We start from the raw sequence: 21887 nt of genomic DNA, 5'->3' as shown, positions 1-21887 counted from the left end.
GCCGGCTGGGCATGCCCTCACGGCCCTCGCTCCGCTCGGTGCGTTCGCTCATGCCGTGCCGGCCGGGCATGCCCTCACGGCCCTCGCTCCGCTCGGTGCGTTCGCTCATGCCGCGTCGGCGACCGCCCGCTCGACGGTGACCAGCAGGTTCGGTGCCTCCGCCGCGGGCAGCCCGCCGCCCTGGGCCAGGTCGTCACTGCCGCCACCCCGGCCGGAGAACGCCGCCTTGACCAGGTCCTTCGCGCTCAGGTTCCGGCCCCGGGCGGCCTGGTTGACCGCCACCACGAGGGACGCCTTGCCGTTGGCCCGGGCGGCCACCGCGACCACCGCCGGGCGGGCCGCGTCGATCCGGCCCCGGATTTCCTGGGCGAGCGTCCGCACGTCGTTCGCCGCCGCGCCCTCCGGCGCCTCGGTGCCGACGTACGCGACGCCGCGCACGTCCTTCGCCTGCGCCGCCAGGGCTCCGGCCCCGCCGAGCACGAGCTGGGCGCGCAGCTTCTCCAGTTCCTTCTCCGCGTCGCGCAGCTGGGTGACTGTCTGTTCCACCCGGTCGGCGACCTGCTCGCCGGGCACCCGGAACAGCTCGGCCAGCCGGGACACCAGCAGGTGCTCGCGGGCCAGGAAGCCGAACGCGTCCATGCCGACGAGCGCCTCGATCCGGCGGACACCGGAACCCACCGACGCCTCGGAGAGGATCTTCACCAGGCCGAGCTGGGCCGAGCGGGCCACGTGCGTGCCGCCGCACAGCTCGCGGGCGTAGTCGCCGACCTCGACGACCCGGACCCGCTCGCCGTACTTCTCACCGAACAGAGCCATCGCCCCGATCCGGCGGGCCTCCTCCTGGCTGGTGACGAACGCGTGCACCTCCAGGTCGGCCAGCAGCACCTCGTTGACCTGCTGCTCGACGTCGTGCAGCACGCTCGGCGCCACACCCGTCGGGGTGTTGAAGTCGAACCGCAGCCGGCCCGGCGCGTTCAGCGAACCGGCCTGGGTCGCGGACTCGCCGAGGAAGTTGCGCATCGTCTGGTGCACCAGGTGCGTCGCGGTGTGCGAGCGGGAGATCGCCCGGCGGCGGGACACGTCGATCTCCGCGTACCCGGTCTCCCCGGAGCGCACCTCGCCGCGCACCACCTTGGCCCGGTGCACGATCAGGCCGGGCACCGGCTGCTGCACGTCGAAGACCTCGACCTGGCCGCCGCCCACGGTGATGAGGCCCTGGTCGGGCTGCTGCCCGCCGCCCTCGGCGTAGAACGGGGTGGTGTCGAGGACCAGCTCGATCGTGTCGCCCTCGACCGCCGCCGAGACGGCGGCGCCGCCGGACAGCAGCGCGCGGACCCGGGACTCGCGGCTCAGCTCGGTGTAGCCGGTGAACTCCACCGGCCCGCCGCCGTCGAGCACCGACCGGTACGCCGACACGTCGGTGTGCCCGGTCTTGCGCGCCTGCGCGTCGGCCTTGGCCCGGCTGCGCTGGTCGGCCATCAGCCGGCGGAAGCCCTCCGCGTCGACCTGCAACCCCTGCTCGGCGGCGATCTCCAGGGTCAGGTCGATCGGGAAGCCGTACGTGTCGTGCAGCTGGAACGCCTTGTCACCGGAGAGGGCCGCCTTGCCGGCCGACTTGGTCTCGGCGATGGCGGTGTCCAGGATCGTCGTGCCGGCGCGCAGCGTGGCGAGGAACGCGTCCTCCTCGGCGTACGCGTACTGGGAGATCCGGCCGAAGTCCTCGGCCAGCTCCGGGTACGACGGCGCCATGCAGTCGCGGGCCACCGGCAGCAGCTCCGGCAGCGCCCGGTCCTGGTAGCCGAGCAGCCGCACCGCCCGGATCGCCCGGCGCATGATCCGCCGCAGCACGTAGCCCCGGCCCTCGTTCGACGGGGTCACGCCGTCACCGATGAGCATCAGCGAGGTGCGCACGTGGTCGGCGATCACCCGCAGCCGCACGTCGTCCGGGTGCGACTCGTTCGCCGCGTGACCGGAGTGCACGCCGTAGCGCTTGCCGGTCAACTCGGCGGCCTTGTCCAGGATCGGGCGGACCTCGTCGATCTCGTAGAGGTTGTCCACGCCCTGCAGCAGCGAGGCCATCCGCTCCAGGCCCATGCCGGTGTCGATGTTCTTCGCCGGCAGGTCGCCGAGGATCGGGAAGTCCTCCTTGCCGACGCCCGGACCCCGCTCGAACTGCATGAAGACGAGGTTCCAGAACTCCAGGTAGCGGTCCTCGTCGACCTCCGGGCCGCCCTCGCGGCCGTAGGCCGGGCCGCGGTCGTAGTACAGCTCGGAGCACGGGCCGCACGGGCCGGGGATGCCCATCGACCAGAAGTTGTCGGCCTTGCCCCGGCGCACGATCCGCTCGGCCGGCACGCCGGTGGCACGCCAGATGTCGTACGCCTCGTCGTCGTCCAGGTAGACGGTCGCCCAGATCCGCTCCGGGTCCAGCCCGAAGCCGCCCGCCTCGACCGACTTCGTCGCCAGGTCCCAGGCGAGCGGGATCGCCCCGGACTTGAAGTAGTCACCGAAGGAGAAGTTGCCGTTCATCTGGAAGAACGTGCCGTGCCGGCTGGTCTTGCCGACCTCGTCGATGTCGGGCGTACGGATGCACTTCTGCACGCTCGTCGCCCGCGCGTACGGCGGGGTCTGCTGACCGAGGAAGTAGGGCACGAACTGCACCATGCCCGCGTTGATGAACAGCAGGTTCGGGTCGCTGATGGCGGGCAGCGGAGCGGACGGCACCACGGTGTGCCCGTTCGCCTCGAAGTGGGCGAGGAACCGCCGCTTGATCTCCGCCGTCTTCATCGCTGGTGGTCCTCCGGGAAAATCTCTCGATCACCGATGCGCGGGTCCTCCCGCAGCTCGGCGAACTGGTCGTCGTACACCTCGCCGCGGGCGAAGGCCTCGTGGATCTCCTGCTCACGCTCGGCCATGCCGACCCGGACGTCGTCCACGAACGCCCGGAGCGACTCGACCAGACCGCCGGCGGACTCGGACAGCCCGCTGGCGATGCCGGCCGGGGTGTACGCCTGCGCGGTCCGGGTAGCCTTGCGCACCACCAGGACGCCCACGGCCAGCCCGATGCCCAGCCAGAACAACCGCCTCATGCTCTCATCCTTCCCGCGTACGCCGGCCGGGGTCAGCGGTTGCCGCGCTTGGCGGCGCGACGCTGCTGCTTGATCGTGTCGCGCACCTCGCGCTCGGTCTCGGCGTGCCGGCGGGCGGAGGCGGCCCGGCGCACGCCGTACCCGAACGCGGCCACCTTGACCAGGGGGTTCGCGGCGGCGGCGGAGACCACGGTGGCCAGGTTCGCCACGTTCGCGGTGACGTTCTGCGCGTGGCTGGTCATGGTGTCCACCTTGGCGAGCTGGAGGTTCACCCCGTCCAGCGAGGTCTGCACCTGCTCCAGCGCCACGTTGACGTTCTTCACCGTGGTGTTCACGTCGCCGAGCAGCGGCGCGGTGCGCTCGTTCACGTCGGTGATCATGCGGGTCGTCGCGTCCACGGTGTGCCGCAGCCGCAGGATCGGCACCGCCAGCACGAGCACCAGCATCAGGAACGCGCCGGCCGCGATCAGCGCAGCGATCTCTCCACCACTCACGCGAAAGTCCTCCTCAAGCAGTGTCCCGGAACCCGACGCCCCGGAACGCGCGACCGTACCTACCCATTCGCGCCACGCCGACCCGGTCACCGGGCACGGACGGGCGTGCCAGCCCCAGACCCTACCGTCCGTGATGAAAGTCGGCTCACGACGGTGAGGGGGTCGCCTCGCCCAACGGGTCGTCGGTCAGGGTCGGGTACGGATCCTCACCGGTGAGTGACGGATCGGTGGTCGGTGTCGGTCCGGTGCGCTCGTCGTCGATCGCGTTGCGCACCTTCACCGAAATCAACGAGCCGGTGCAGTCCGCCGCTGCGGGCGCGGCCGGCGCGGTCGGTGCGGGCGCCCCGTCCACCGGCGGAGGGGTGCAGGTGCGGTCGCGTACCCACAGGTCGAGCGTGAGTTCGTCCCGTCGCCAGCAGGTGTAGCTACCGGGGACCTTCTCGTCCGGGCAGCGGTCGACCTTCCAGCGCTGCCACCCGTCCCCGGCCAGCGCCGTCTCGTAGACCTCGACGGTCTTCTCCCACCCCTGCTCCGACTCGACGGAACGTTCGCGCAGCCGGCAGTCCTGCAGGCACCAGCGGCTGCCGCTGACGTTGTCGACGGTGTTGCTCTGCGCCCAGGCGGGCACCTTGAGCTCGTCGAGGCTGTCGAAGACCGGGTCGCGGCTGAGCGTCCGCATGCCGAAGTAGAGCGGCACCGCCCCCAGCAGCACGAGGCTGACCAGAGCGAGGATGCCCAGCCGCAGCCGGGTGCGCTCGCGCATCTGCCGGCGCAGCTCGGACCGGGCACCGCGCAGGCCCCCGGCCTCCGCGCCGCTGTCGGCCGGTCCGGGACCGCCGGGCCGTGGCCCCGCGGGCTCCCCCGGGGGTACGACCACAGCCGCCCGGGCCCGCCGCCGGAGCACCCGGTCCGGGCCGGTCCGCCTCCGGTCCGGGTGGTGTCGCCCGGCCGGCGGTCCGCTCGTCCGGCGCGACCGGGCGGGCCACACCGGCCGCCGCGCGGGCGGTCACCGGCGCGCCCGGCGGCACCGGACCGTCGCCTGCCGGTCCCCGGACGCCGGGCGCTACCGGCGGGCGAGGCCCGGCACCGGGCCGGGCCGTGTCGTCGGGGCGTGCCACGCGTCCGTCGCCACCGGGTCCGGCCGGGCCGCCACCGGGGCGGCCGGCGCCCGCCGGAATCCCGCCCGTGCGGTCGAGGTCGCCGCGCGGCCCCGGGCCGGCCGGCCCACCACCGGGGCGTGCACCACCGGCCGGCATCCCGCCGGTGCGCTCGGCATCGCCCCGCGAACCGGGGCCGGCCGGAGCACCACCGGGTCGTGCGCCACCGGCCGGCATCCCGCCGGTGCGCTCGACGTCGCCGCGCGGGCCGGGTCCGGCCGGGCCGCCGCCGGGAACGGGCGCGACACCGGGCCGGGCCGCGCCGCGGGCCGGACCGGGCGCCGGGTCGGACGGCTGGGACCGGGCCGGGGGCACGACCGGGCCGGTCTGGTCGGGGCGGACCGGCGGGCCCGGCGGTTCGGCACGCGCCGGCACGTCGGGGCCGGGCTGTCCGGGGCGCCGGGGCGGCGTACCCGGCTCGGAACGCGTCGGCGGGACGGCGACACCGGCCCGGCCCGCGGCGCCACCGGAGCGGCCGGGCGGCTCGTCGGCCGGAGGACCGGCCGGGCGGCGGGTGACCGGCATGGCCGGATCGGTGTGCGGCGAGCGACCGGCCTGCCGCAACCAGTCGGCGGGCCGCTCGGGCCGTTGCGGCCGCGGCTCGGCGGCGTCGTCACGGGCGGCTCGGCGACCGGGCGTCTCGGCGGCGACGCCGGGACCCGGTTCGCCGGGCGCGGCCCGCCTGCCGCCGGCTACGTCGGCACTCCGGTCGCCGGGCGCACCACGACGGCCGGCCTGCTGGCCGGTCGCCGGCCCGCCGGACACGGGCGCACCGGGCAGGTCCGGCGCGTTTCCGCTGCGCGGTACGGCAGGGGCACCGTCCGGCGCGGCGCGACGGCCGGCGCCGGAGACCGGCCGGGTGCCGGGCGGAACGTCGTCGGCACGGGCCCGGCGGCCCGCCCCCGAGACCGGCCGGGTGCCGGGTGCCACGTCGTCGGGCCGCGCCCGGCGCGCTCCCCGGGCATCGGCACCACGGCGCCGGTGTCGTCGGTACGGGCCCGGCGAGCGCCGCCGGACACCGGCTGGATGCCGGCGGTGTCGTCCGGCCGGGCTCGTCGGCCGCCGGGCTGCGGCGGGACCGTCGGGTCGACCGGGTGCGGGCCCTCGGGTCCGGCGGCTCCGTGCCGGCCGCGAGGCGTCGGCGGTACGCGGGTGTCACCGTCGACGGCCGGGCGGCCCGGGTCGACGGCTGCCCGGCCGGGCGACGGCGGGCCGGACGGGACGCGGGTGCCGGTGACGGGTGGCTGCTGACCGGTGGGGCCGTCCGTGCGGCGGCGGTACGGCGCGTCCGGCGGCCGGGGCGCCTCGGGCACGCCGGGCCAGGGACCGTCGACGGGGCGGCGCGGAGCACCGGCTTCGGGGCCGCCCGGCCAGGGACCGTCGGCGCCCCGGTGCGGGGCACCGGTCTCGGGACCGCCGGGGCGCACCGGCGGCGCGGCCGGACCCGGCGCGCCGGGGCGGCGCATGACCGGAGGATGCGGACCGGGCCGGCCGCCGGGCGGCGTCTCCGGGGCGGGCCGGCCACGGCCGGCGGGCGTGTCCGCCACCGGCGGGCGGACCCCCGGCGGAATGTCAGCGGCCGGACGCCCGGGCGACGGGGGCATGCCCACGCCGGGCCGGCCGGACGGCGGGGCGGTGTCCACGCCGGACCGTCCCGGTGGCGCAGGTGTGTCCACGCCCGGGCGACCGGGGCCCGGGGGCAGGTCGGCACCGGGGCGGCCGGCAACCGGTCCGCCGGGACGACCGGCAGCGGAGGGCGTCGCCGGGCCGGGACGGCCGGTCGCGGGCGGCAACGTCGGGTCGGTGCGGCCACCCGGAGCGGGCGCGCCCGGATGAGCCCGGCCGGGCCCCTGCGGCGCGGCGGCCGGCCCGTACCGCCGGCCGGGAGCCTGCGGCCCGGCGGCCGAGGGGGGCACGGACCGGCCCGGAGCCTGCGGCGCGGTGGGCGAAGGCGGCACGGGGCGGCCCGGAGCCTGCGGCGCGGTGGCCGACGGCGGCACGGGCCGGCCCGGAGCCTGCGGCGCGCCCGCTGCCGGAGTACCGGGCCGGCCGGTGGGCGGAGGCGGCGGTTGAGCGGCCGGGGGTGCTGCGGGCCCGGTGCCGGGTTCCGCGGATCCTGGCGACCGGCGGGCGGCGGCATCCCGGGACCCGGACCCGGCGCGCCGGCCGGGCGGGGCGCCCGGGACGGGTCGGCACCCGGCCGGGACGGGCCGGCGTCGGAGCGCGGTACCGGGAGGTCCCCGTCCGGTCCGAGTTCACCGCCCTGCTGCTTGGCGGTCCGCAGGTCGTCGATCCAGCCGAGGTCCTCGCCGCCGGCTGTCGGATCCGGCTCGGGCTCGGCCCGGCCGCGTCCCCACCGGCGGCCCTTGGCCCGCGGGTCGCGCCGCTCGTCGGGGCCGTCGGCCGGCCGCTCCGGACCACGCGCCATCACTCCTGACCCCCCTCGGCGGCGTCGCTGCCGCCCTCACTCGCCCCGCTGGCCTGATCTCCGCCCCCCACCCGGGCCCCGTTCGCGGTGGCCGGGGCGCCGGCCTCCGCCCGGGTCGCCGGAGCCGGCAGTCCGCGGACGATCCGGCGCAGCAGCGGCAGCCGGGTGGCCACCGCCCGCTCCGCGCCGTGCCCGCTGGGCTGGTAGTAGTCGGTGCCGACGAGGTCGTCCGGAGCGTACTGCTGGGTGACCACCCCCCGGTGGTCGTCGTGCGGGTAGCGGTAGCCGCGGCCGTGACCGAGGCCCCGCGCGCCGGAGTAGTGGGCGTCACGCAAACCGCGCGGCACCGGGCCGCCGCGACCGGCGCGGACGTCGGCGACGGCGGCGCCGATGGCTGTGGTGGCCGAGTTCGACTTCGGCGCGGTGGCCAGGTGGATGACCGCCTGGGCCAGGTTGAGCTGTGCCTCCGGCAGGCCCACGTACTCGACCGCGTGCGCGGCGGCGGTGGCCACTGTCAGCGCGGTCGGATCGGCCATGCCGACGTCCTCGCTGGCGAAGATCACCAGCCGGCGGGCGATGAACCGGGCGTCCTCCCCGGCCACCAGCATCCGGGCCAGCCAGTGCAGTGCCGCGTCCACGTCCGAGCCGCGCATGCTCTTGATGAACGCGCTCGTCACGTCGTAGTGGGCGTCGCCGTCCCGGTCGTAGCGCACCGCCGCCACGTCGACCGCCTGCTCGGCCACGGCCAGGTCGATGCGGCCGGTGCCCAGCGCGGTCGCGGTGGCGGCTGCCGCCTCCAGCGCGGTGAGCGCCTTGCGCACGTCGCCCCCGGCCAGGCGGACCAGGTGGTCCTCCGCCTCCTCGGCCAGCACCAGCGCACCGCCGAGCCCGCGTTCGTCGGCCACCGCGCGGCGCAGCAGGCCGCGTACGTCGTCGTCGTCCAAGGCCTGGAGGGTGAGCAGCACGCAGCGCGACAGCAGGGGCGAGATGACCGAGAAGTACGGGTTCTCGGTGGTCGCCGCGAGCAGCGTGACCGTCCGGTCCTCGACGGCGGCGAGAAGCGAATCCTGCTGGGTCTTGCTGAACCGGTGCACCTCGTCGATGAACAGCACCGTCGGCGGGCCGCCGGACCGGCGTTGCCGCCGGGCGGTGTCGATCACCGCGCGGACGTCCTTGACGCCCGCGGTCAGCGCGGACATCGCGACGAACCGCCGGTCGGTGGCCCGGGCCACGAGGTGGGCGATGGTGGTCTTGCCGCTGCCGGGCGGGCCCCAGAGGATCACCGACATCGGCGCCGCGCCCTCGACCAGCTGACGCAGCGGCGCTCCCGGTGCGAGCAGGTGCTCCTGCCCGACCAGCTCGTCGATGCCCGCCGGTCGCATCCGCACCGGCAGGGGCGAGTCCGCCCGAGCGTCGGTGAAGCCGTCGGCGCCGCCCGCGCCCGCGGGTGCGCCGGCCGGCTCGCCGAGGGTGAAGAGGGCGTCCGATTCCATCACGAGAACAGTACCGGGCCGGGCCGACGACGCCGGAATCGCGCCGCCGCCCCGGCCCGGGTGGTCTTTTCCGGTCAGCCGCGACCCGGCCGCCGGCCCCGGTACCACCGGCCGCCACCGCCGCCGCGCGGGCCGGAGCCGACGCCGGCCAGGTAGAGCGAGAGCAGCAGGAAACCGATGAGCATGAGGGTCGTGGTGCTGAACAGATCGGGCGCGCCGAGGTCGGTGTTCATGAAGTCGAGCAGCAGCGCGAAGCCGAACACGATGGCCGCGAGAATGGCGAGCATGTCGTTCCTCCGGTGGGGGTTCCCAGCAGGTCGGCGACGGATGTACCCAATCGGTCTGTTCGTCAATCTCCACCGTGGAACAGGCGGTGGTCCGGCCCTCGGTGCCGGCCGGGATGCTCGTAGGCTGGCGGAATGATCACGGTCGACGAGGCACTGTCCGGGCGGGACGGGCTGCTCGAGGCGACCGGTGGTCACCCGTACGCCCGGCACGCGCTGCGGCACGACCAGGCCGTACGGGGGTGGCGGCGCGGCGGCGCGGTCGGGTGGCTGCTGCCGCCGGGTGAGTGGTCGGCCGGCGGGGCGGTCGGCGCCCCCGGCCCGGCACTCGACGTCTTCGCCGCCCAGCGCGCGGACGGCTCGCTGCGGCCGAACCAGTCGATCAACCTGCCCCACGCCGATCCGGAGGAGGTGGCCGCGCGGCTGCCGGTGGCCCGGCTGGTCGAGTGGGACCTCCTCTGGACGAGCGGCCCGCCGCCGCGCCGGCCGGAGCAGGAGCGGGTGGTCCGGCTCACCGAGGCCGACCACCCCGCGCTGGCCGCGCTGATCGAGGAGGCGTTCCCGAGCACCACCTCCCGGCCGGGCGAACCGGGCATCGTCGACTGGTACGGCATCCGCGACGGTGACCGCCTGCTCGCCTGCGGCGCCGACCGCAGCCGGGGCGACATCGGCTTCCTGGCCGGGTTGACGGTCCTGCCCGGGCAGCGCGGCCGAGGGCTGGGCGCGGCACTGACCGCCGGGATGACGGAGGCCCTGTTCGGCCGGTACGACACCGTGGCGCTGGGCGTCTACCCGGACAACGTGGGCGCGGTCGGCTCTACCGCCGGCTCGGTTTCACCGCCACCGAACGCCGCACCTCGATCAAGCTGGCCTGACGGCGCCGGCACCGGCCAAGGCTCCGACCGGACGGCCGCCACCCCGCCACCCGAGGCACGCCGCACGCGATCTTGGTACGGAACGGCCCATTCCGGGGCGCCCGCCGTAGCCGGCGCGTCGAACCGGTGAGCGGAACGTCATGGGTGTCAAACGGGAGCCGAGACACCCATGCCGTTCCACCCGCGGCGGGAGCGGGCAACACTCAGGTCGCCGGGCGACGTCGGCAACACCGCCGCCCGGGCAACATCCCGCAGAACTCAGTTCCGGCCGGGTGACACCGGAACGACCACCGGCCCGGGCCCGCCCGTGGCGGCAGCCGCGCCCGTGTCGAGGGGCGGCTCGGACGCCAAACCGGCGCCGCCCGTCACCTCCGGTGCCACCTCGGTCGCCGAGGGGGTACGGCGGGCGGCGCGCCAGGCCGGCAGGTAGAGCGGCGCGGCCACGGCGAGCACCACCCCGCCGACGATCATGGCGACGCTGACGCTCGTGGCGTCGGCCAGCGCGGTGAGCGCGACCGCGCCGAGCGCGCCGGCCGGCTGGGCGGCCATCGAGTTCAGCGAGAGCACGCTGGTCCGGTACGGGCCGTCGACCTGCCGATGCAGCAGCCCCATGTGCAGCGGGTTCGACGCGCCGTGCACGGCGTAGCAGGCGAGGTACGCGATGAGGATGCCGACCGGGCCGGCCAGCAGGCCCATGCCGACCACAGTCACGCCCTGGAGGATCCGCATCAGCGCGGCGGCCGGTGCGGCGCCGAGGCGGCGCAGCAGGAACGGGGTGAGCGCGGCGCCGGCGGCGTTGGCGAGCCAGGCCGCCGTGCCGGCGGGGCCGAGCAGCGCCGCGGCGCGGGCCGGGTCGTCGAGCACCTCGGCGAGGCGTACCGGGAGCAGCGACTCGAAGGTGACCATGCCGAAGCCCCAGAACAGCTCGACGGCGACCAGGGCCGCCAGCACCCGGTTGCGGCGCAGCAGCCCGACGGCCTGCCCGACCATGCGGGGCGCGTCGATGACCGAGGCGCGCAGCGCGGCCGGGCCGGATGCCGGCCGCCGCTCCGCCATCAGCGCGAGCAGCGCCACGATGGAGACGGCCTGGAGCACGGCGGCGACGATCACCGGCAGGGCCAGTGCGCTGACCGGGCCGACCGGGCCGAGCGCGACCAGGCCGCCGCTGATCAGCGCGCCCGCACCGATCGCGACACCGATCACGGTGCCGGCCCAGCCGAGGCCGCGCTCGTACTCGGCCTTCGGGTCGGCGGCGAGCGTGGCGTCGACGTACCAGGACTCCATCGGGCCGCTGTCGAGCGCCCGGTAGATGCCCTGCAACGCCCAGACCAGGAAGAACATCCAGAACGAGTCGGCCACCGCCATCAGCGCCAGCGAGCCGAGGCCGATGGCCCAGGCGACGACCAGCACCGGTTTGCGGCCGAGCGCGTCGGCGAAGCCGCCGGTGGGCAGTTCCAGCGCCAGCACCACGAGGCCCTGGGCGGTGGCGACCAGGCCGATCTGGGACAGCGTGAGCCCGCGCTCCTGCATCAGCAGGATCATCACCGGCATGAGCAGGCCGCTGGGTAGCCAGCGCAGGCCGTACAGCGTGAGGTAGCGGATCCGGATCTGGCGTACGGACAGCGCGGTCACGGCTTCTCCTCGGCGGGTGGCGGGGTGGACCGCGGGTAGGCCGCGTCCATCGGGAGGGCGGCGAGGTAGAGCTGGACGGTCTCGGCGTCGGGGTCGTCGGGGTCGGTGGCGTCGCGATGCCGCTCGAAGACCGCGAAGACCTCCTCCTGGATCGCCTTGAGGCGGTCGACCGGGATCCGCATGAAGAAGTCACCCATGCCGAACGCGTCACGCCAGGCCGGCGACCACTGGTGCCGCTGGGCGAACCAGCGTTCGGCGTGCTGGGCGAAGAAGCGGACGTAGTCCGCCTCGATCCATTCGATGGCTGCCCGCGCGTCGGGGTCGTCGTCGAAGTCGCTGGATTCCCAGTTGGTGACGTCGTGCGCGGCCCGCCAGTAGCGCTGGCGGCCGGTGCCCAGGTTCGGGTCCTCCACCACGAGGCCCACCTCGGCGAGTTGGCGCAGGTGGTAACTGGTCGCGCCGCTGTTGGTGCCGAGCGCCTCGGCGAGGGCGGTGGCGGTGGCCGGGCCGCCCACGCGCAGCGCCCCGACCAGCCGCATGCGCAGCGGTTGGGCCAGGGCACGAACCTGGCGGTGGTCGATGTGTACGGTGCGCTCGGTCTTCTCCTCCATGCGATGCACAATATCTGTGCACACTTACTGTGCACAAGCTCTTTGCAAAGGATCTGTGCGTCTAGCCGTACAGCTCGGTGATCCCCCGCAGGCGGGTCCGCAGCAGCCCGGCGGCCCGGGTGGAGTCCAGCACCACCTCGCCCGGCCGGTGCAGCCCAGCGGCGGCGATGGTGGTCGTCCGCAGCCCGCCCGCGTCCACCCCGTCGTGCCGGGCCACCAGCAGCCCCAGCTCGGCCCGGCTCACCGCGTCCGGCCCGGCCACGTTGAGCAGCCCGGCGTAGTCGCCCGGCACCAGCTCCAGCACCGCGGCGGCGAGGTCGGCGACGTGCACCGGGCAGCGCAGCTCGTCGGTGAACAGCGTCGCCCGCCCGGCCAGCGCGTCCCGGCAGAGCTGGATCTGCTTACTGCCCTCCCCCACGATCAGCGAGGTGCGCACCAGCGCCGCGCCCGGATCGACCGCCCGCACTGCCGTCTCCGCCGCCGCCTTCGCCGCCCCGTACGGGTGCAGCGGTGTGGGCACGTCCTCGTCCGCGTACGCCTTCGGACGGCCGGCGTGCAGCGCGTCGCTGGACAGGTGCACCAGCCGGGCACCCACCTCGGCGGCGGCCACCGCGATGTGGGCCGCCCCGTCCGCGGTGACCGCCCAGTCGTCGTACCGGTAGGGGGTGGCGACGACGGCGTCGGGGCGTACCCGGGTCAGCAGCTCACGCACGGCGGCGCGGTCGGTCACGTCGAGCCGGTGCGGCGCGACGCCGGGCACCGCGACGGCGGTCGAGTGGTACGTGCCGGCGACCCGGTGCCCGGCGGCGACCGCCTGCCGGCACACCTCGGCGCCGAGGAACCCGCTGGCTCCCACCACGAGCAGACGCATCAGTCCCCCTGGAGATCGAAAAGGCCCGCGTCATCATGACGCGGGCCTTTCGACGAGGCGAGGATCAGGTGGGGTCGGCCACCGGGGCGGCCGGGCCGGCGGTGCCGGCGTGCGCACCGGCCGGAGCCTTCGGCTTGGCGTCGATGCCGGCCTCGGCGCGCTGCTGCCCGGTGATCGGGGTGGGCGCGCCGGTCAGCGGGTCGAAGCCGCCCCGGGTCTTCGGGAACGCGATCACCTCGCGGATCGAGTCCGCGCCGGCCAGCAGCATGCAGACCCGGTCCCAGCCGAACGCGATGCCGCCGTGCGGCGGGGCGCCGTACTTGAACGCCTCCAGCAGGAAGCCGAACTTGTCCTGCGCCTCGTCGGCGGTGATGCCGAGCAGGTCGAACACCCGCTGCTGCACGTCGCCGCGGTGGATACGGATCGAGCCGCCACCGATCTCATTGCCGTTGCAGACGATGTCGTACGCGTAGGCCAGCGCCCGGTCCGGCGCGGACTCGAACCGGTCCACCCACTCGGCGTTCGGCGAGGTGAAGGGGTGGTGCACGGCGGTCCAGCCACCGTCGTCCGTGCGCTCGAACATCGGCGCGTCGACCACCCAGCAGAACGCCCAGGCGCTCTCGTCGACCAGGTTCGACCGCTTGGCGATCTCGATCCGGGCCGCGCCGAGCAGCTCCTGCGCCTCGCGGGTGTTCGTGCTCGCGGCGAAGAAGATCGCGTCGCCGGGCTTCGCGCCGACCGCGTCGGCCAGGCCGGACAGGTGCGCCTCGGACAGGTTCTTCGCCACCGGGCCGCGCGGCTCGCCGGTCTCGGCGTCCAGCACCACGTACGCCAGGCCGCGCGCGCCGCGCGCCTTGGCCCAGTCCTGCCAGCCGTCCAGCTCCTTGCGGGTCTGGGACGCGCCACCGGGCATGACCACCGCGCCGACGTAGCCGCCCGCGTCGATCGCGCCGGCGAACACCCGGAACTCGGTGCCGCGCAGGTAGTCGGTCAGCTCGGTCAGCTCCACGCCGTAGCGCAGGTCCGGCTTGTCCGAGCCGTACCGGGACATGGCGTCGTGCCAGGTGATGCGCGGGATCGGCCGGGCGATCTCGTAGCCGGCGAGGTCCTTCCACAGCGCCGAGACGATCGCCTCGCCGAGGTCGATCACGTCGTCCTCGGTGACGAACGACATCTCGATGTCGAGCTGGGTGAACTCCGGCTGCCGGTCGGCGCGGAAGTCCTCGTCGCGGTAGCAGCGGGCGATCTGGTAGTACCGCTCCATGCCGCCGACCATCAGCAGCTGCTTGAACAGCTGCGGCGACTGCGGCAGCGCGTACCAGCTGCCCGGCTGCAGCCGCACCGGCACCAGGAAGTCGCGGGCGCCCTCCGGGGTGGAGCGGGTCAGCGTCGGCGTCTCGATCTCCAGGAAGTCCCGCTCGTGCAGCACGCCGCGGGCGATCTGGTTGGCCCGCGAGCGCAACCGCATGGCCTTCGCCGGGCCGCCCCGGCGCAGGTCCAGGTAGCGGTACTTGAGCCGGATGTCGTCGCCGGCCTCGATCTGGTCGTCCACCGGCAGCGGCAGCGGCGCGGCCTCGGACAGCACCTCCAGTTCGGACGCGGTCACCTCGACCTCACCGGTCGGCAGGTCCGGGTTCTCGTTGCCCTCCGGGCGGCGGGTCACCTCGCCGGTGACCTTGACACAGAACTCGTTGCGCAGCGCGTGCGCGTCCTCCTCGCGGAAGACCACCTGCACGACACCGGAGGCGTCGCGCAGGTCGACGAAGATGACACCGCCGTGGTCGCGCCGGCGGGCCACCCACCCGGCGAGCGTCACCGTCGAGCCGGCGTCCGCGGCGCGCAGGCTTCCGGCATTGTGGGTACGGATCACGGCTGGCGTCTCCTCAATCTGGTCCACTCACTGCTCCCCCGCATTCTGTCAGGACGGGCGGGCCCGCTCCCGGGCACCCGTCGAGCCGGTCCGCCCCGGTGGCGGCGAAACGCCGTGCGGGCCGGGTCCGGCGGTCTACCGTGACCGGGTGCGTGCCGTACCGAGCTGGGCCGTGGCCACCGCGGCCGCCGCGCCCGCGCTGCTGGTGGCGGGCTGGACGGTGGCGGGCGCCCGCCAGGGCCCGGGGTACGACCCGGTGCGGGACACGATCAGCGAGCTGGCCGGCGAGGGTGCCACCGATCCGTGGCTGATGGCCGGCGCGCTGGTGCTGCTCGGCTGCTGCTACTGCGCCACCGCCGCCGCGCTGCACGCCGCCGGGCTGCCCAGCCGCTTCCTGCTCGCGGTCGGCGGGCTGGCCACCGTCGCGCTCATCGCGTTCCCCCGCCCGCAGGTGGGGGGCTCCCCGGCGCACGGCGTGGTGGCCACGGTGGCGGTGCTCGCGCTGTCGCTCTGGCCGGCCGGGACGGCGCTGCGCCTGCCCCGCAGGGTGCCGCGCGAGGTGGCCGCCTCCCCGGCGGGCCGGCCGCCGTGGGCGTTCCGCCGGCCGGTGGCGCTGGCCGTCACGGCCGTGTTGCTGGCGTTGTTCGGCTGGTCGGTGGCCGAGGTGACCGGCGGCTCCCGGACCGGGCTGGCCGAGCGGGTGGCAGCGCTCGCGGTGACGCTCTGGCCGCTGGCCGCGGTGCTGTCCGCCCGGCGGGCCCACCGGCACTGGACGGCCCGGCCGGCGGAGCCGCCGCGCCCGGACGGGCCGCCGGTCGGTCCGGGCCGCCTCGGGGCAGGCACCTGAGACGGGTACGCGGAACGGGCCGCCGGTCACCCGGCGGCCCGTTCGTGGGAGTGCGTGGATCAGAAGACGCTCACGCCGTAGCGGCTGAGGGCCTCGGTGACCGGCTGGAAGAAGGTGGTGCCACCGGTGCGGCAGTTGCCGCTACCACCGGAGGTGAGGCCGAGCGCGGTGGTGCCGGCGAACAGCGAGCCGCCGCTGTCGCCCGGCTCGGCGCAGACGTTGGTGCGGATGAGGCCGGAGACGCTGCCCTCGGCGTAGTTCACGGTCGCGTTCAGCGCGGTGACGCTGCCGCTGCGCAGGCCGGTGGTGCTGCCGGAACGACGCACGGACTGGCCGACGTAGGCGTTGCCGGCCGAGGTGATGTCCTGGAAGCTGCCGTTGTACAGCGACACGTTGCCGGCCGCGTTGGCCGAGTTGTTGTGCCGGACGATGCCGTAGTCGTTGCCCGGGAAGCTGGTGCCGGTCCGGGTGCCGAGCAGGTTGGACTGCGCGGAGTTGCTGTACCAGCTCGACGAGATGTTGGTGCAGTGGCCCGCGGTGAGGAAGTAGTAGGTCGAGCCGCTACGGACGTTGAACCCGAGCGAGCAGCGGCCACCGCCGCCGGCGTAGATCGCCTGGCCGCCGGAGATCCGGGTGCTCAGTACGCCGGCCTCGGCCTCGATACGGATCGCGCCGTTGTGCCGGGCGGCGGCGGCCTTGACCCGCTCCAGCTTGGCGCCGGTGACGGTGCTGTCGACGGAGACGACGACCTGGTTCGTGGCCGGGTCGGTCCACCAGGCGGTGCCGGGGATCTTGGCGGAGCGCTCCAGCTCGCCGGTGGCGGCGTTGAGCTTGTCCGCGCCGCGGGCCACGATCTTCGGGATGGCGCCGGCGTCGCGCACCTGGCGGGCGGTCGCGGTGTCGGTCACCGTGACGATCATCTTGCCGCTGGCGTCGGCGTACGTGCCGGCCGCGCGGGCGCCGAGCTTCTCGACGAGGGTGGCGGCGGCGTCCGGCGAGAGGGCCGTGGGGGCGGCCTGCGCGGGTGCGCCGAGCAGCGAGCCGGTGACCAGGGTGCCGGCGACGGCGACTGCGGCGGCGCGGCGGAGCGTGGACCTCGTGGGTCGCATGTAACAACCTCCGGATGGGGGTGAACGGGCGCTGTCATGGGGGCGCGCCCGAGGGCAACCCGGGCGACCTGGGGAAACCGCCCGGGTGCCCAAAGTATTCACACATTTAAGATCGTAAGCAAGACATGGCTTTGCCCTAATTCGCACCCGCGCCCGATGTAACGCTCCAGCAACAACATCGACTCAAGGTGTCAGAGCCGGGGATCGACCCGCGTCGACGTGCCGGGCAGTCGGGCGCGCGGGGCGGTCAGGCGCGGCGGCGGGCGCCGGAGCCCGGGCGGGGCAGCACGTCGCGCGCCTCGGTGATCTCGTGCCCCTCGGCGCAGCGCAACGCGACCCGGACCTCGGCGCCGCAGTCGCGGTGCGCCACGCTCAGCGGTGAGCCCTCCGGGTCGGCCAGGTAGCGGTCACCCCAGCCGAGCACCGCGACGAGCACCGGCCACAGGTCCAGCCCCATCTCGGTGAGCCGGTACTCGTGGCGGGGCCGACTGCCCGGTTCCCGGTACGGCTCCCGGCGCAGCACGCCGCGCTCGACGAGCATGGCGAGCCGGTTGGTGAGCACCTGGCGGGGGATGCCGGTGCGCACCCGCATGTCGTCGAATCGGCGTACGCCGTTGAAGACCTCGCGCAGCACGACCAGGGTCCACCGCTCGCCGAGGATCTCCATGGCGCGCGCGATGGTGCAGTTCTCCACCGACCAGTCCAGTGCCGCGGGTCTCATGCCGCCAGGCTAGGTCTGATTGACAGACTCAGCAACGCGCTGCGAGGCTGAGTCCATGACACAGACGCAGGAGCGCACCCGCACGTTCACCTGGTCCGACCCGGCCGCCGGCGCCGCGCACCTGGGCCGGCGCAGCGGCCTGGAGCTGATGCGGGCGATGATCGCCGGCGAGCTGGCCGCGCCGCCGATCATGCACCTCGTCGACATGTCCCGGATGGAGGCCGAGGAGGGCCGCGTCGCCGTCGAGCTGCTGCCGCAGGAGTTCCACTACAACCCGCTCGGCACCGTGCACGGCGGCGTCCTGTCCACCCTGCTGGACACCGCCGCGGCGTGCGCCGTGCACACCACGCTGCCGGCCGGGGTCGGCTACACGTCGCTCGACCTCAACGTGAAGTTCCTGCGCCCGGTCACCGTCGACACCGGCCTGCTGCGCTGCGAGGGCACCGTGCTGCAGCGGGGCCGCCGTACCGCCCTGGCCGAGGCCCGCCTCACGGACCCGGCCAACCGCCTGGTAGCCCACGCCACCTCGACCTGCCTGATCTTCCCCCTCCCCTAACCCTCTCCCCCGCCCCCTGAGCTCGGCGACGCTTCTATAGGTGGGCCGGTTCCGGGAGGGGTTGGTATCGGTAGGGTTCGACGTCGGTGATCGACGAGTGACTCATGCAAGATCTGGCCACCGCAGAAGGGTGTGCCGTGAAGCGCGACCTGTCCTCGTGGGTTGCCGGCGTCGGCCCGGCCCACCTTGCTGGCCTGATCAGAAGCCTGTCCGCGATTGGTGTCGCGTGACTCATCACAGATGTGCCGCCGGGTGATCGTCTCCCGGGCCGACGCCGTCCGAACGTCGTCCCGTGCAAGGGAGAACCGTCCGTGCCTTCCATCCTGGCAGATCGTCTGGCCGGCCGTGTTGACGCGGTCATCGGTGTGGATACCCATACCGATACGCACACCGCCGCGGTGACCACCCCGGTCGGGACAGTGCTGGCCGAGATCACCGTGCCGGCCACCGCCGACGGCGCCGCTGTTCTGCTGGCCTGGGCCGGGCGGCAGACGACCGGGCTGGGAACGGGCCGGCGGGCCTGGGCCCTGGACGGCGCCCGGTGTCACGGGGTCGGCCTGCTGCGTGTCCTGCGCGCCGCGGGTGAGGACGTCCTGGAAGCACCCAAACCCGCTGCCGGACGCCGTCGGCGAGGCGGCAAGTCCGACGCGTTGGACGCCGTGCACGCCGCTCGCGCGGTGCTGGCCGCCGACCACGTCGCCACGCCCCGCGCCGACGGCGACCGGGAAGCCCTGCGCCTGCTGCACGTCTGCCGCCGCCACTACAGCGACACCCGCACCGCCACCATCAACCTGTTCAAATCGCTGATCCTCACCGCCGACGACGATCTACGCACACAGATGCGCGGACTGAACACCCTGCGGCAGGTCCAACACGCCACCACCCTCACCACCGGCACCGGCACCGGCACCGGCAGCGGCAGCGGCACCGGCAGCGGACTTGACCGACTGCGCCGCACTCAACTGGCAGCCCTGGCCGAGCAGATCCTGACCCTCGAGAAGCTCCTGAAAGCCAACCTCACCGAAATCCGCACCCTGGTCGACAAGCTCTGCCCCACCCTGCTCGACCAACCCGGGATCGGCCCCGTCACCGCCGCGATCGCACTGACCGCCTGGTCACACCCCGGCCGGTTCCGCAACGAAGCCGCCTTCGCCTCACTCGCCGGCGCCAGCCCCGTCCCCGCCAACTCCGGACGCACCATCCGCCACCGCCTCAACCGAGGCGGCGACCGCACCCTCAACGCCGCCCTACACACCATCGCGAAAACCCGCCAACGATGCCACCAACCCACCAAGGACTACGTCGAACGCCGCACCACCGAAGGCCGCACCCCAGCCGAAATCACCCGCAGCCTCAAACGCTACATAGCCCGCCAAATCTGGCGCACCCTCGAAACCAACGCTTGACAAACACCTTCACAGATCTTGCAGTTACGGCCCCCGCAGTGCCGGTTTCGCGGCATTCGCGGGGGCCGTAAGTGCAAGATCGCGCGGGAGAGGGAGCGGTCTGTCAGGCCTTGGCGGCGGTGCGGGCGGCTCGGGCGGCGCGGCGCTCCTCGAAGCGGGACGCCTGGGTCTCCAGCGTGTCCAGGTGGGCGGCGATCTGGTCGCGGGCGGCCTCGCCGTCGGCGTTCAGGCCGGTCACGTCGAACAGGTTCCACTGGCGCAGCACCGGCATCACCACCTCGTCGCGGTGCTGGCGCAGGTCGTAGATGCCGGCCAGCGCGATCGCCACCGACTTGCGGGCGAAGCCCTCGATGCCAACGCCCGGCATCTGGAAGTTGGCGAGCACGTCGGCGACGGCCCGCATCGCCTGCGACGGCGCCAGCTCGAACGCCGCGCCGAGCAGGTTGCGGTAGAAGACCATGTGCAGGTTCTCGTCCGCGGCCACCCGGGCCAGCAGCGCCTCGCACGTCGGGTCGCCGGTGGCCCGGCCGGTGTTGCGGTGCGAGATGCGGGTGGCCAGTTCCTGGAACGACACGTACGCCAGCGAGTGCAGCATCTCCTGGTCGTGCACGTTCTGGTAGCCCGCCGACATGTGCACCATCCGGGCCCGCTCCAGCGCCACCGGGTCCACCGCCCGGGTCACCGTGAGGTAGTCGCGGATCGCCGTGCCGTGCCGGCCCTCCTCGGCGGTCCACCGGTGCACCCAGGTGCCCCACGCGCCGTCGCGCCCGAACAGCGTGGCGATCTCGTGGTGGTACGAGGGCAGGTTGTCCTCGGTGAGCAGGTTGACGATCAGCGCGGTCCGCGCCACCTCGGGCAGCGTCGAGTCCTCCGGCGACCACGCCTCGCCACCCAGCGGGCCGTCGAAGGTGCGGCCCTCGCTCCACGGCACGTACTCGTGCGGGAACCACTCCTTGGCCAGCGACAGATGGCGGTCGAGGTTCTTCTCGACCACCGGCTCGAGTTCGGTGAGCAGAGCGGTCTGGCTGAGCACGGTCACGACGTTCTCCCTACGGTGGCGTAACTTACGCCACCGTAGGTCGAAACGTCTTCAGACGCCAGTGCCGGCCGCGCCGACCAGCGGCTTCAGGTCCGCCCGGGCCGGCATCCACTCGCCCGCCGCGGCCGGCACCTGCTCGCCGGAACGGATGTCCTTGACCTCGTCGCCGTCGGCGCCGGGGAACCAGACGTACGGGATGCCGCGCCGCTCGGCGTACCGGATCTGCTTGCCGAACTTGGCCGCCGACGGGGACACCTCGGTCGGCACACCCCGCGAGCGCAGCGCCGCCGCGACCGCGTCGCTGGCCGCCCGGTCCTCCTCGGCGGTGACCGCCACCAGCACGCAGGTCGGCACCGAACGGGACACCGACAGCGCCTCGGCGCCGAACAGCAGGCCGAGCAGCCGGGTCACCCCGATCGAGATGCCCACCCCGGGGAACCGCATGGCCCCCGAGCTGGCCAGGTTGTCGTACCGGCCGCCGGAGCAGATCGAGCCGAACCGCTCGTAGCCGATCATCTGCGTCTCGTAGACCGTGCCCGTGTAGTAGTCCAGGCCCCGCGCGATGCGCAGGTCGGCCACGCAGAGGCCGGGCGCGTGCGCGGCGGCGGTCTCCACCACGGCGGTCAGTTCCGCGACGCCCTCGTCCAGCAGCGGGTCGCTCACCCCGAGGCCGCGCACCGCGTCGGCGAACGAGGCGTCCGGCGCGGAGATCTCGGCCAGCGCGAGCACGGCCTTGGCCTGCGCGTCGCTCGCGCCGGCGGTGCTCGCCAGCAGCTCCGTCACACCGGCCGGGCCGATCTTGTCGAGCTTGTCGACGGCGCGCAGCGCCGCCTCCACGTCGGTCAGCCCGATGCCCCGGTAGAACCCCTCGCAGATCTTGCGGTTGTTGACCTGGATGCGCACCGGCGGGATCGGCAGGGACCGCAGCGCGTCGCCGATGACCAGCGGCATCTCGGCCTCGTAGTGCGCCGGCAGCGTGTCCCGGTCGACGATGTCGATGTCGGCCTGGAGGAACTCGCGGTAGCGGCCCTCCTGCGGGCGCTCGCCCCGCCACACCTTCTGGATCTGGTAGCGGCGGAACGGGAACTGCAGCTTGCCGGCGTTCTCCAGCACGTAGCGGGCGAACGGCACGGTCAGGTCGAAGTGCAGGCCGAGCGCGTCGTCACCGGCCGGGCCGTCGGTGTCGGCCTGCAACCGGCGCAGCAGGTAGACCTCCTTTGCGGTATCCCCCTTCCGCAGCAACTGATCCAGCGGCTCCACCGAGCGGGTCTCCAGTGGCGCGAAGCCGTACAGCTCGAACGTGGTGCGAATGCGATCGAGAACGAACTGTTCGATCATCCGCTGGGCGGTGGTCCACTCCGGGAAGCCGGAGATGGGCGTGGGCTTGCTCATGGCGTACTCCTCG

Annotated in this window: 19 protein-coding genes; 4 read left to right on the top strand and 15 right to left on the bottom strand. The window is 74.4% G+C overall.

The genetic code is table 11. The features are described from left to right. Positions 1-105 precede the first annotated feature (105 nt). The 7 genes from alaS to ACQP26_RS11740 form a co-directional block, all read right to left on the bottom strand. On the bottom strand, positions 106-2787 hold the full coding sequence (gene alaS / locus ACQP26_RS11770; RefSeq protein ID WP_433495716.1) for an alanine--tRNA ligase: 2682 nt from the start codon (positions 2785-2787) through the stop codon (positions 106-108). Next, positions 2784-3089, bottom strand: a complete 306-nt coding sequence (locus ACQP26_RS11765; RefSeq protein WP_013285491.1) for a hypothetical protein — start codon at positions 3087-3089, stop codon at positions 2784-2786. Before ACQP26_RS11765 ends, alaS begins: the two co-directional genes overlap by 4 nt. Before the next feature lie 32 nt (positions 3090-3121). Further along, positions 3122-3583 carry a DUF948 domain-containing protein gene (locus ACQP26_RS11760; protein WP_013285490.1) on the bottom strand — a complete coding sequence of 154 codons (462 nt, stop codon included), beginning with the start codon at positions 3581-3583 and terminating at the stop codon, positions 3122-3124. A 145-nt stretch (positions 3584-3728) separates the two neighbouring features. After that, the gene (locus tag ACQP26_RS11755; protein ID WP_269706865.1) at positions 3729-4346 is read right to left on the bottom strand and encodes a hypothetical protein; all 618 of its coding nucleotides are present in this window, start codon (positions 4344-4346) and stop codon (positions 3729-3731) included. 1086 nt (positions 4347-5432) lie between these two features. Then, positions 5433-6206 carry a hypothetical protein gene (locus ACQP26_RS11750; RefSeq protein WP_433495715.1) on the bottom strand — a complete coding sequence of 258 codons (774 nt, stop codon included), beginning with the start codon at positions 6204-6206 and terminating at the stop codon, positions 5433-5435. A 961-nt stretch (positions 6207-7167) separates the two neighbouring features. Then, on the bottom strand, positions 7168-8661 hold the full coding sequence (locus ACQP26_RS11745) for a replication-associated recombination protein A (RefSeq protein ID WP_269700497.1): 1494 nt from the start codon (positions 8659-8661) through the stop codon (positions 7168-7170). Positions 8662-8735: 74 nt separating this feature from the next. Further along, on the bottom strand, positions 8736-8948 hold the full coding sequence (locus ACQP26_RS11740; protein WP_013285485.1) for a hypothetical protein: 213 nt from the start codon (positions 8946-8948) through the stop codon (positions 8736-8738). Between the two features lie 132 nt (positions 8949-9080). Between ACQP26_RS11740 and ACQP26_RS11735 the strand changes: the two genes are divergently transcribed. Continuing rightward, on the top strand, positions 9081-9950 hold the full coding sequence (locus ACQP26_RS11735) for a GNAT family N-acetyltransferase (protein ID WP_433495714.1): 870 nt from the start codon (positions 9081-9083) through the stop codon (positions 9948-9950). 128 nt (positions 9951-10078) lie between these two features. Here the strand turns inward: ACQP26_RS11735 and ACQP26_RS11730 are convergent, their stop codons facing one another. From ACQP26_RS11730 to aspS, 4 genes are all read right to left on the bottom strand, one after another. Further along, positions 10079-11452 (bottom strand): MFS transporter, encoded by a 1374-nt coding sequence (locus ACQP26_RS11730; protein ID WP_433495713.1) that lies wholly within the window; start codon positions 11450-11452, stop codon positions 10079-10081. Further along, complete coding sequence (locus tag ACQP26_RS11725) at positions 11449-12063, bottom strand: winged helix-turn-helix domain-containing protein (RefSeq protein WP_269700500.1); 615 nt, start codon at positions 12061-12063, stop codon at positions 11449-11451. Before ACQP26_RS11725 ends, ACQP26_RS11730 begins: the two co-directional genes overlap by 4 nt. Before the next feature lie 61 nt (positions 12064-12124). After that, complete coding sequence (locus ACQP26_RS11720) at positions 12125-12934, bottom strand: SDR family oxidoreductase (RefSeq protein ID WP_433495712.1); 810 nt, start codon at positions 12932-12934, stop codon at positions 12125-12127. A 64-nt stretch (positions 12935-12998) separates the two neighbouring features. Next, positions 12999-14804, bottom strand: coding sequence for an aspartate--tRNA ligase (gene aspS / locus ACQP26_RS11715; RefSeq protein ID WP_433496129.1), 1806 nt, complete (start codon positions 14802-14804; stop codon positions 12999-13001). A 148-nt stretch (positions 14805-14952) separates the two neighbouring features. Here aspS and ACQP26_RS11710 point away from each other — a divergent pair, with 148 nt between their 5' ends. Beyond that, positions 14953-15651, top strand: coding sequence for a DUF998 domain-containing protein (locus ACQP26_RS11710; protein ID WP_269700502.1), 699 nt, complete (start codon positions 14953-14955; stop codon positions 15649-15651). 59 nt (positions 15652-15710) lie between these two features. Here the strand turns inward: ACQP26_RS11710 and ACQP26_RS11705 are convergent, their stop codons facing one another. Both ACQP26_RS11705 and ACQP26_RS11700 read right to left on the bottom strand, forming a co-directional pair. Beyond that, the gene (locus tag ACQP26_RS11705; RefSeq protein ID WP_269700503.1) at positions 15711-16760 is read right to left on the bottom strand and encodes a S1 family peptidase; all 1050 of its coding nucleotides are present in this window, start codon (positions 16758-16760) and stop codon (positions 15711-15713) included. A 247-nt stretch (positions 16761-17007) separates the two neighbouring features. After that, entirely contained in the window at positions 17008-17481 is a 474-nt protein-coding gene (locus tag ACQP26_RS11700; protein ID WP_433495711.1) for a winged helix-turn-helix transcriptional regulator, read from the bottom strand. Positions 17482-17536: 55 nt separating this feature from the next. Between ACQP26_RS11700 and ACQP26_RS11695 the strand changes: the two genes are divergently transcribed. Together ACQP26_RS11695 and ACQP26_RS11690 are read left to right on the top strand one after the other, a co-directional pair. Continuing rightward, a complete protein-coding gene (locus ACQP26_RS11695; RefSeq protein WP_433495710.1) occupies positions 17537-18037 on the top strand; it encodes a PaaI family thioesterase in 501 nt (166 codons plus the stop codon). A gap of 311 nt (positions 18038-18348) precedes the next feature. Further along, positions 18349-19443 carry an IS110 family transposase gene (locus ACQP26_RS11690; RefSeq protein WP_433495709.1) on the top strand — a complete coding sequence of 365 codons (1095 nt, stop codon included), beginning with the start codon at positions 18349-18351 and terminating at the stop codon, positions 19441-19443. A 103-nt stretch (positions 19444-19546) separates the two neighbouring features. Here ACQP26_RS11690 and ACQP26_RS11685 read toward each other — a convergent pair whose 3' ends face one another. Together ACQP26_RS11685 and hisS are read right to left on the bottom strand one after the other, a co-directional pair. After that, on the bottom strand, positions 19547-20482 hold the full coding sequence (locus tag ACQP26_RS11685) for an acyl-ACP desaturase (protein WP_269700505.1): 936 nt from the start codon (positions 20480-20482) through the stop codon (positions 19547-19549). Positions 20483-20533: 51 nt separating this feature from the next. Continuing rightward, positions 20534-21874, bottom strand: a complete 1341-nt coding sequence (hisS, locus tag ACQP26_RS11680; RefSeq protein ID WP_433495708.1) for a histidine--tRNA ligase — start codon at positions 21872-21874, stop codon at positions 20534-20536. Positions 21875-21887: the final 13 nt, after the last annotated feature.

Origin of the sequence: Micromonospora sp. CA-248089, assembly GCF_050948515.1 — a bacterium.
Lineage (GTDB): Bacteria > Actinomycetota > Actinomycetes > Mycobacteriales > Micromonosporaceae > Micromonospora.
This window is presented reverse-complemented; position numbering and strand designations above follow the sequence as displayed.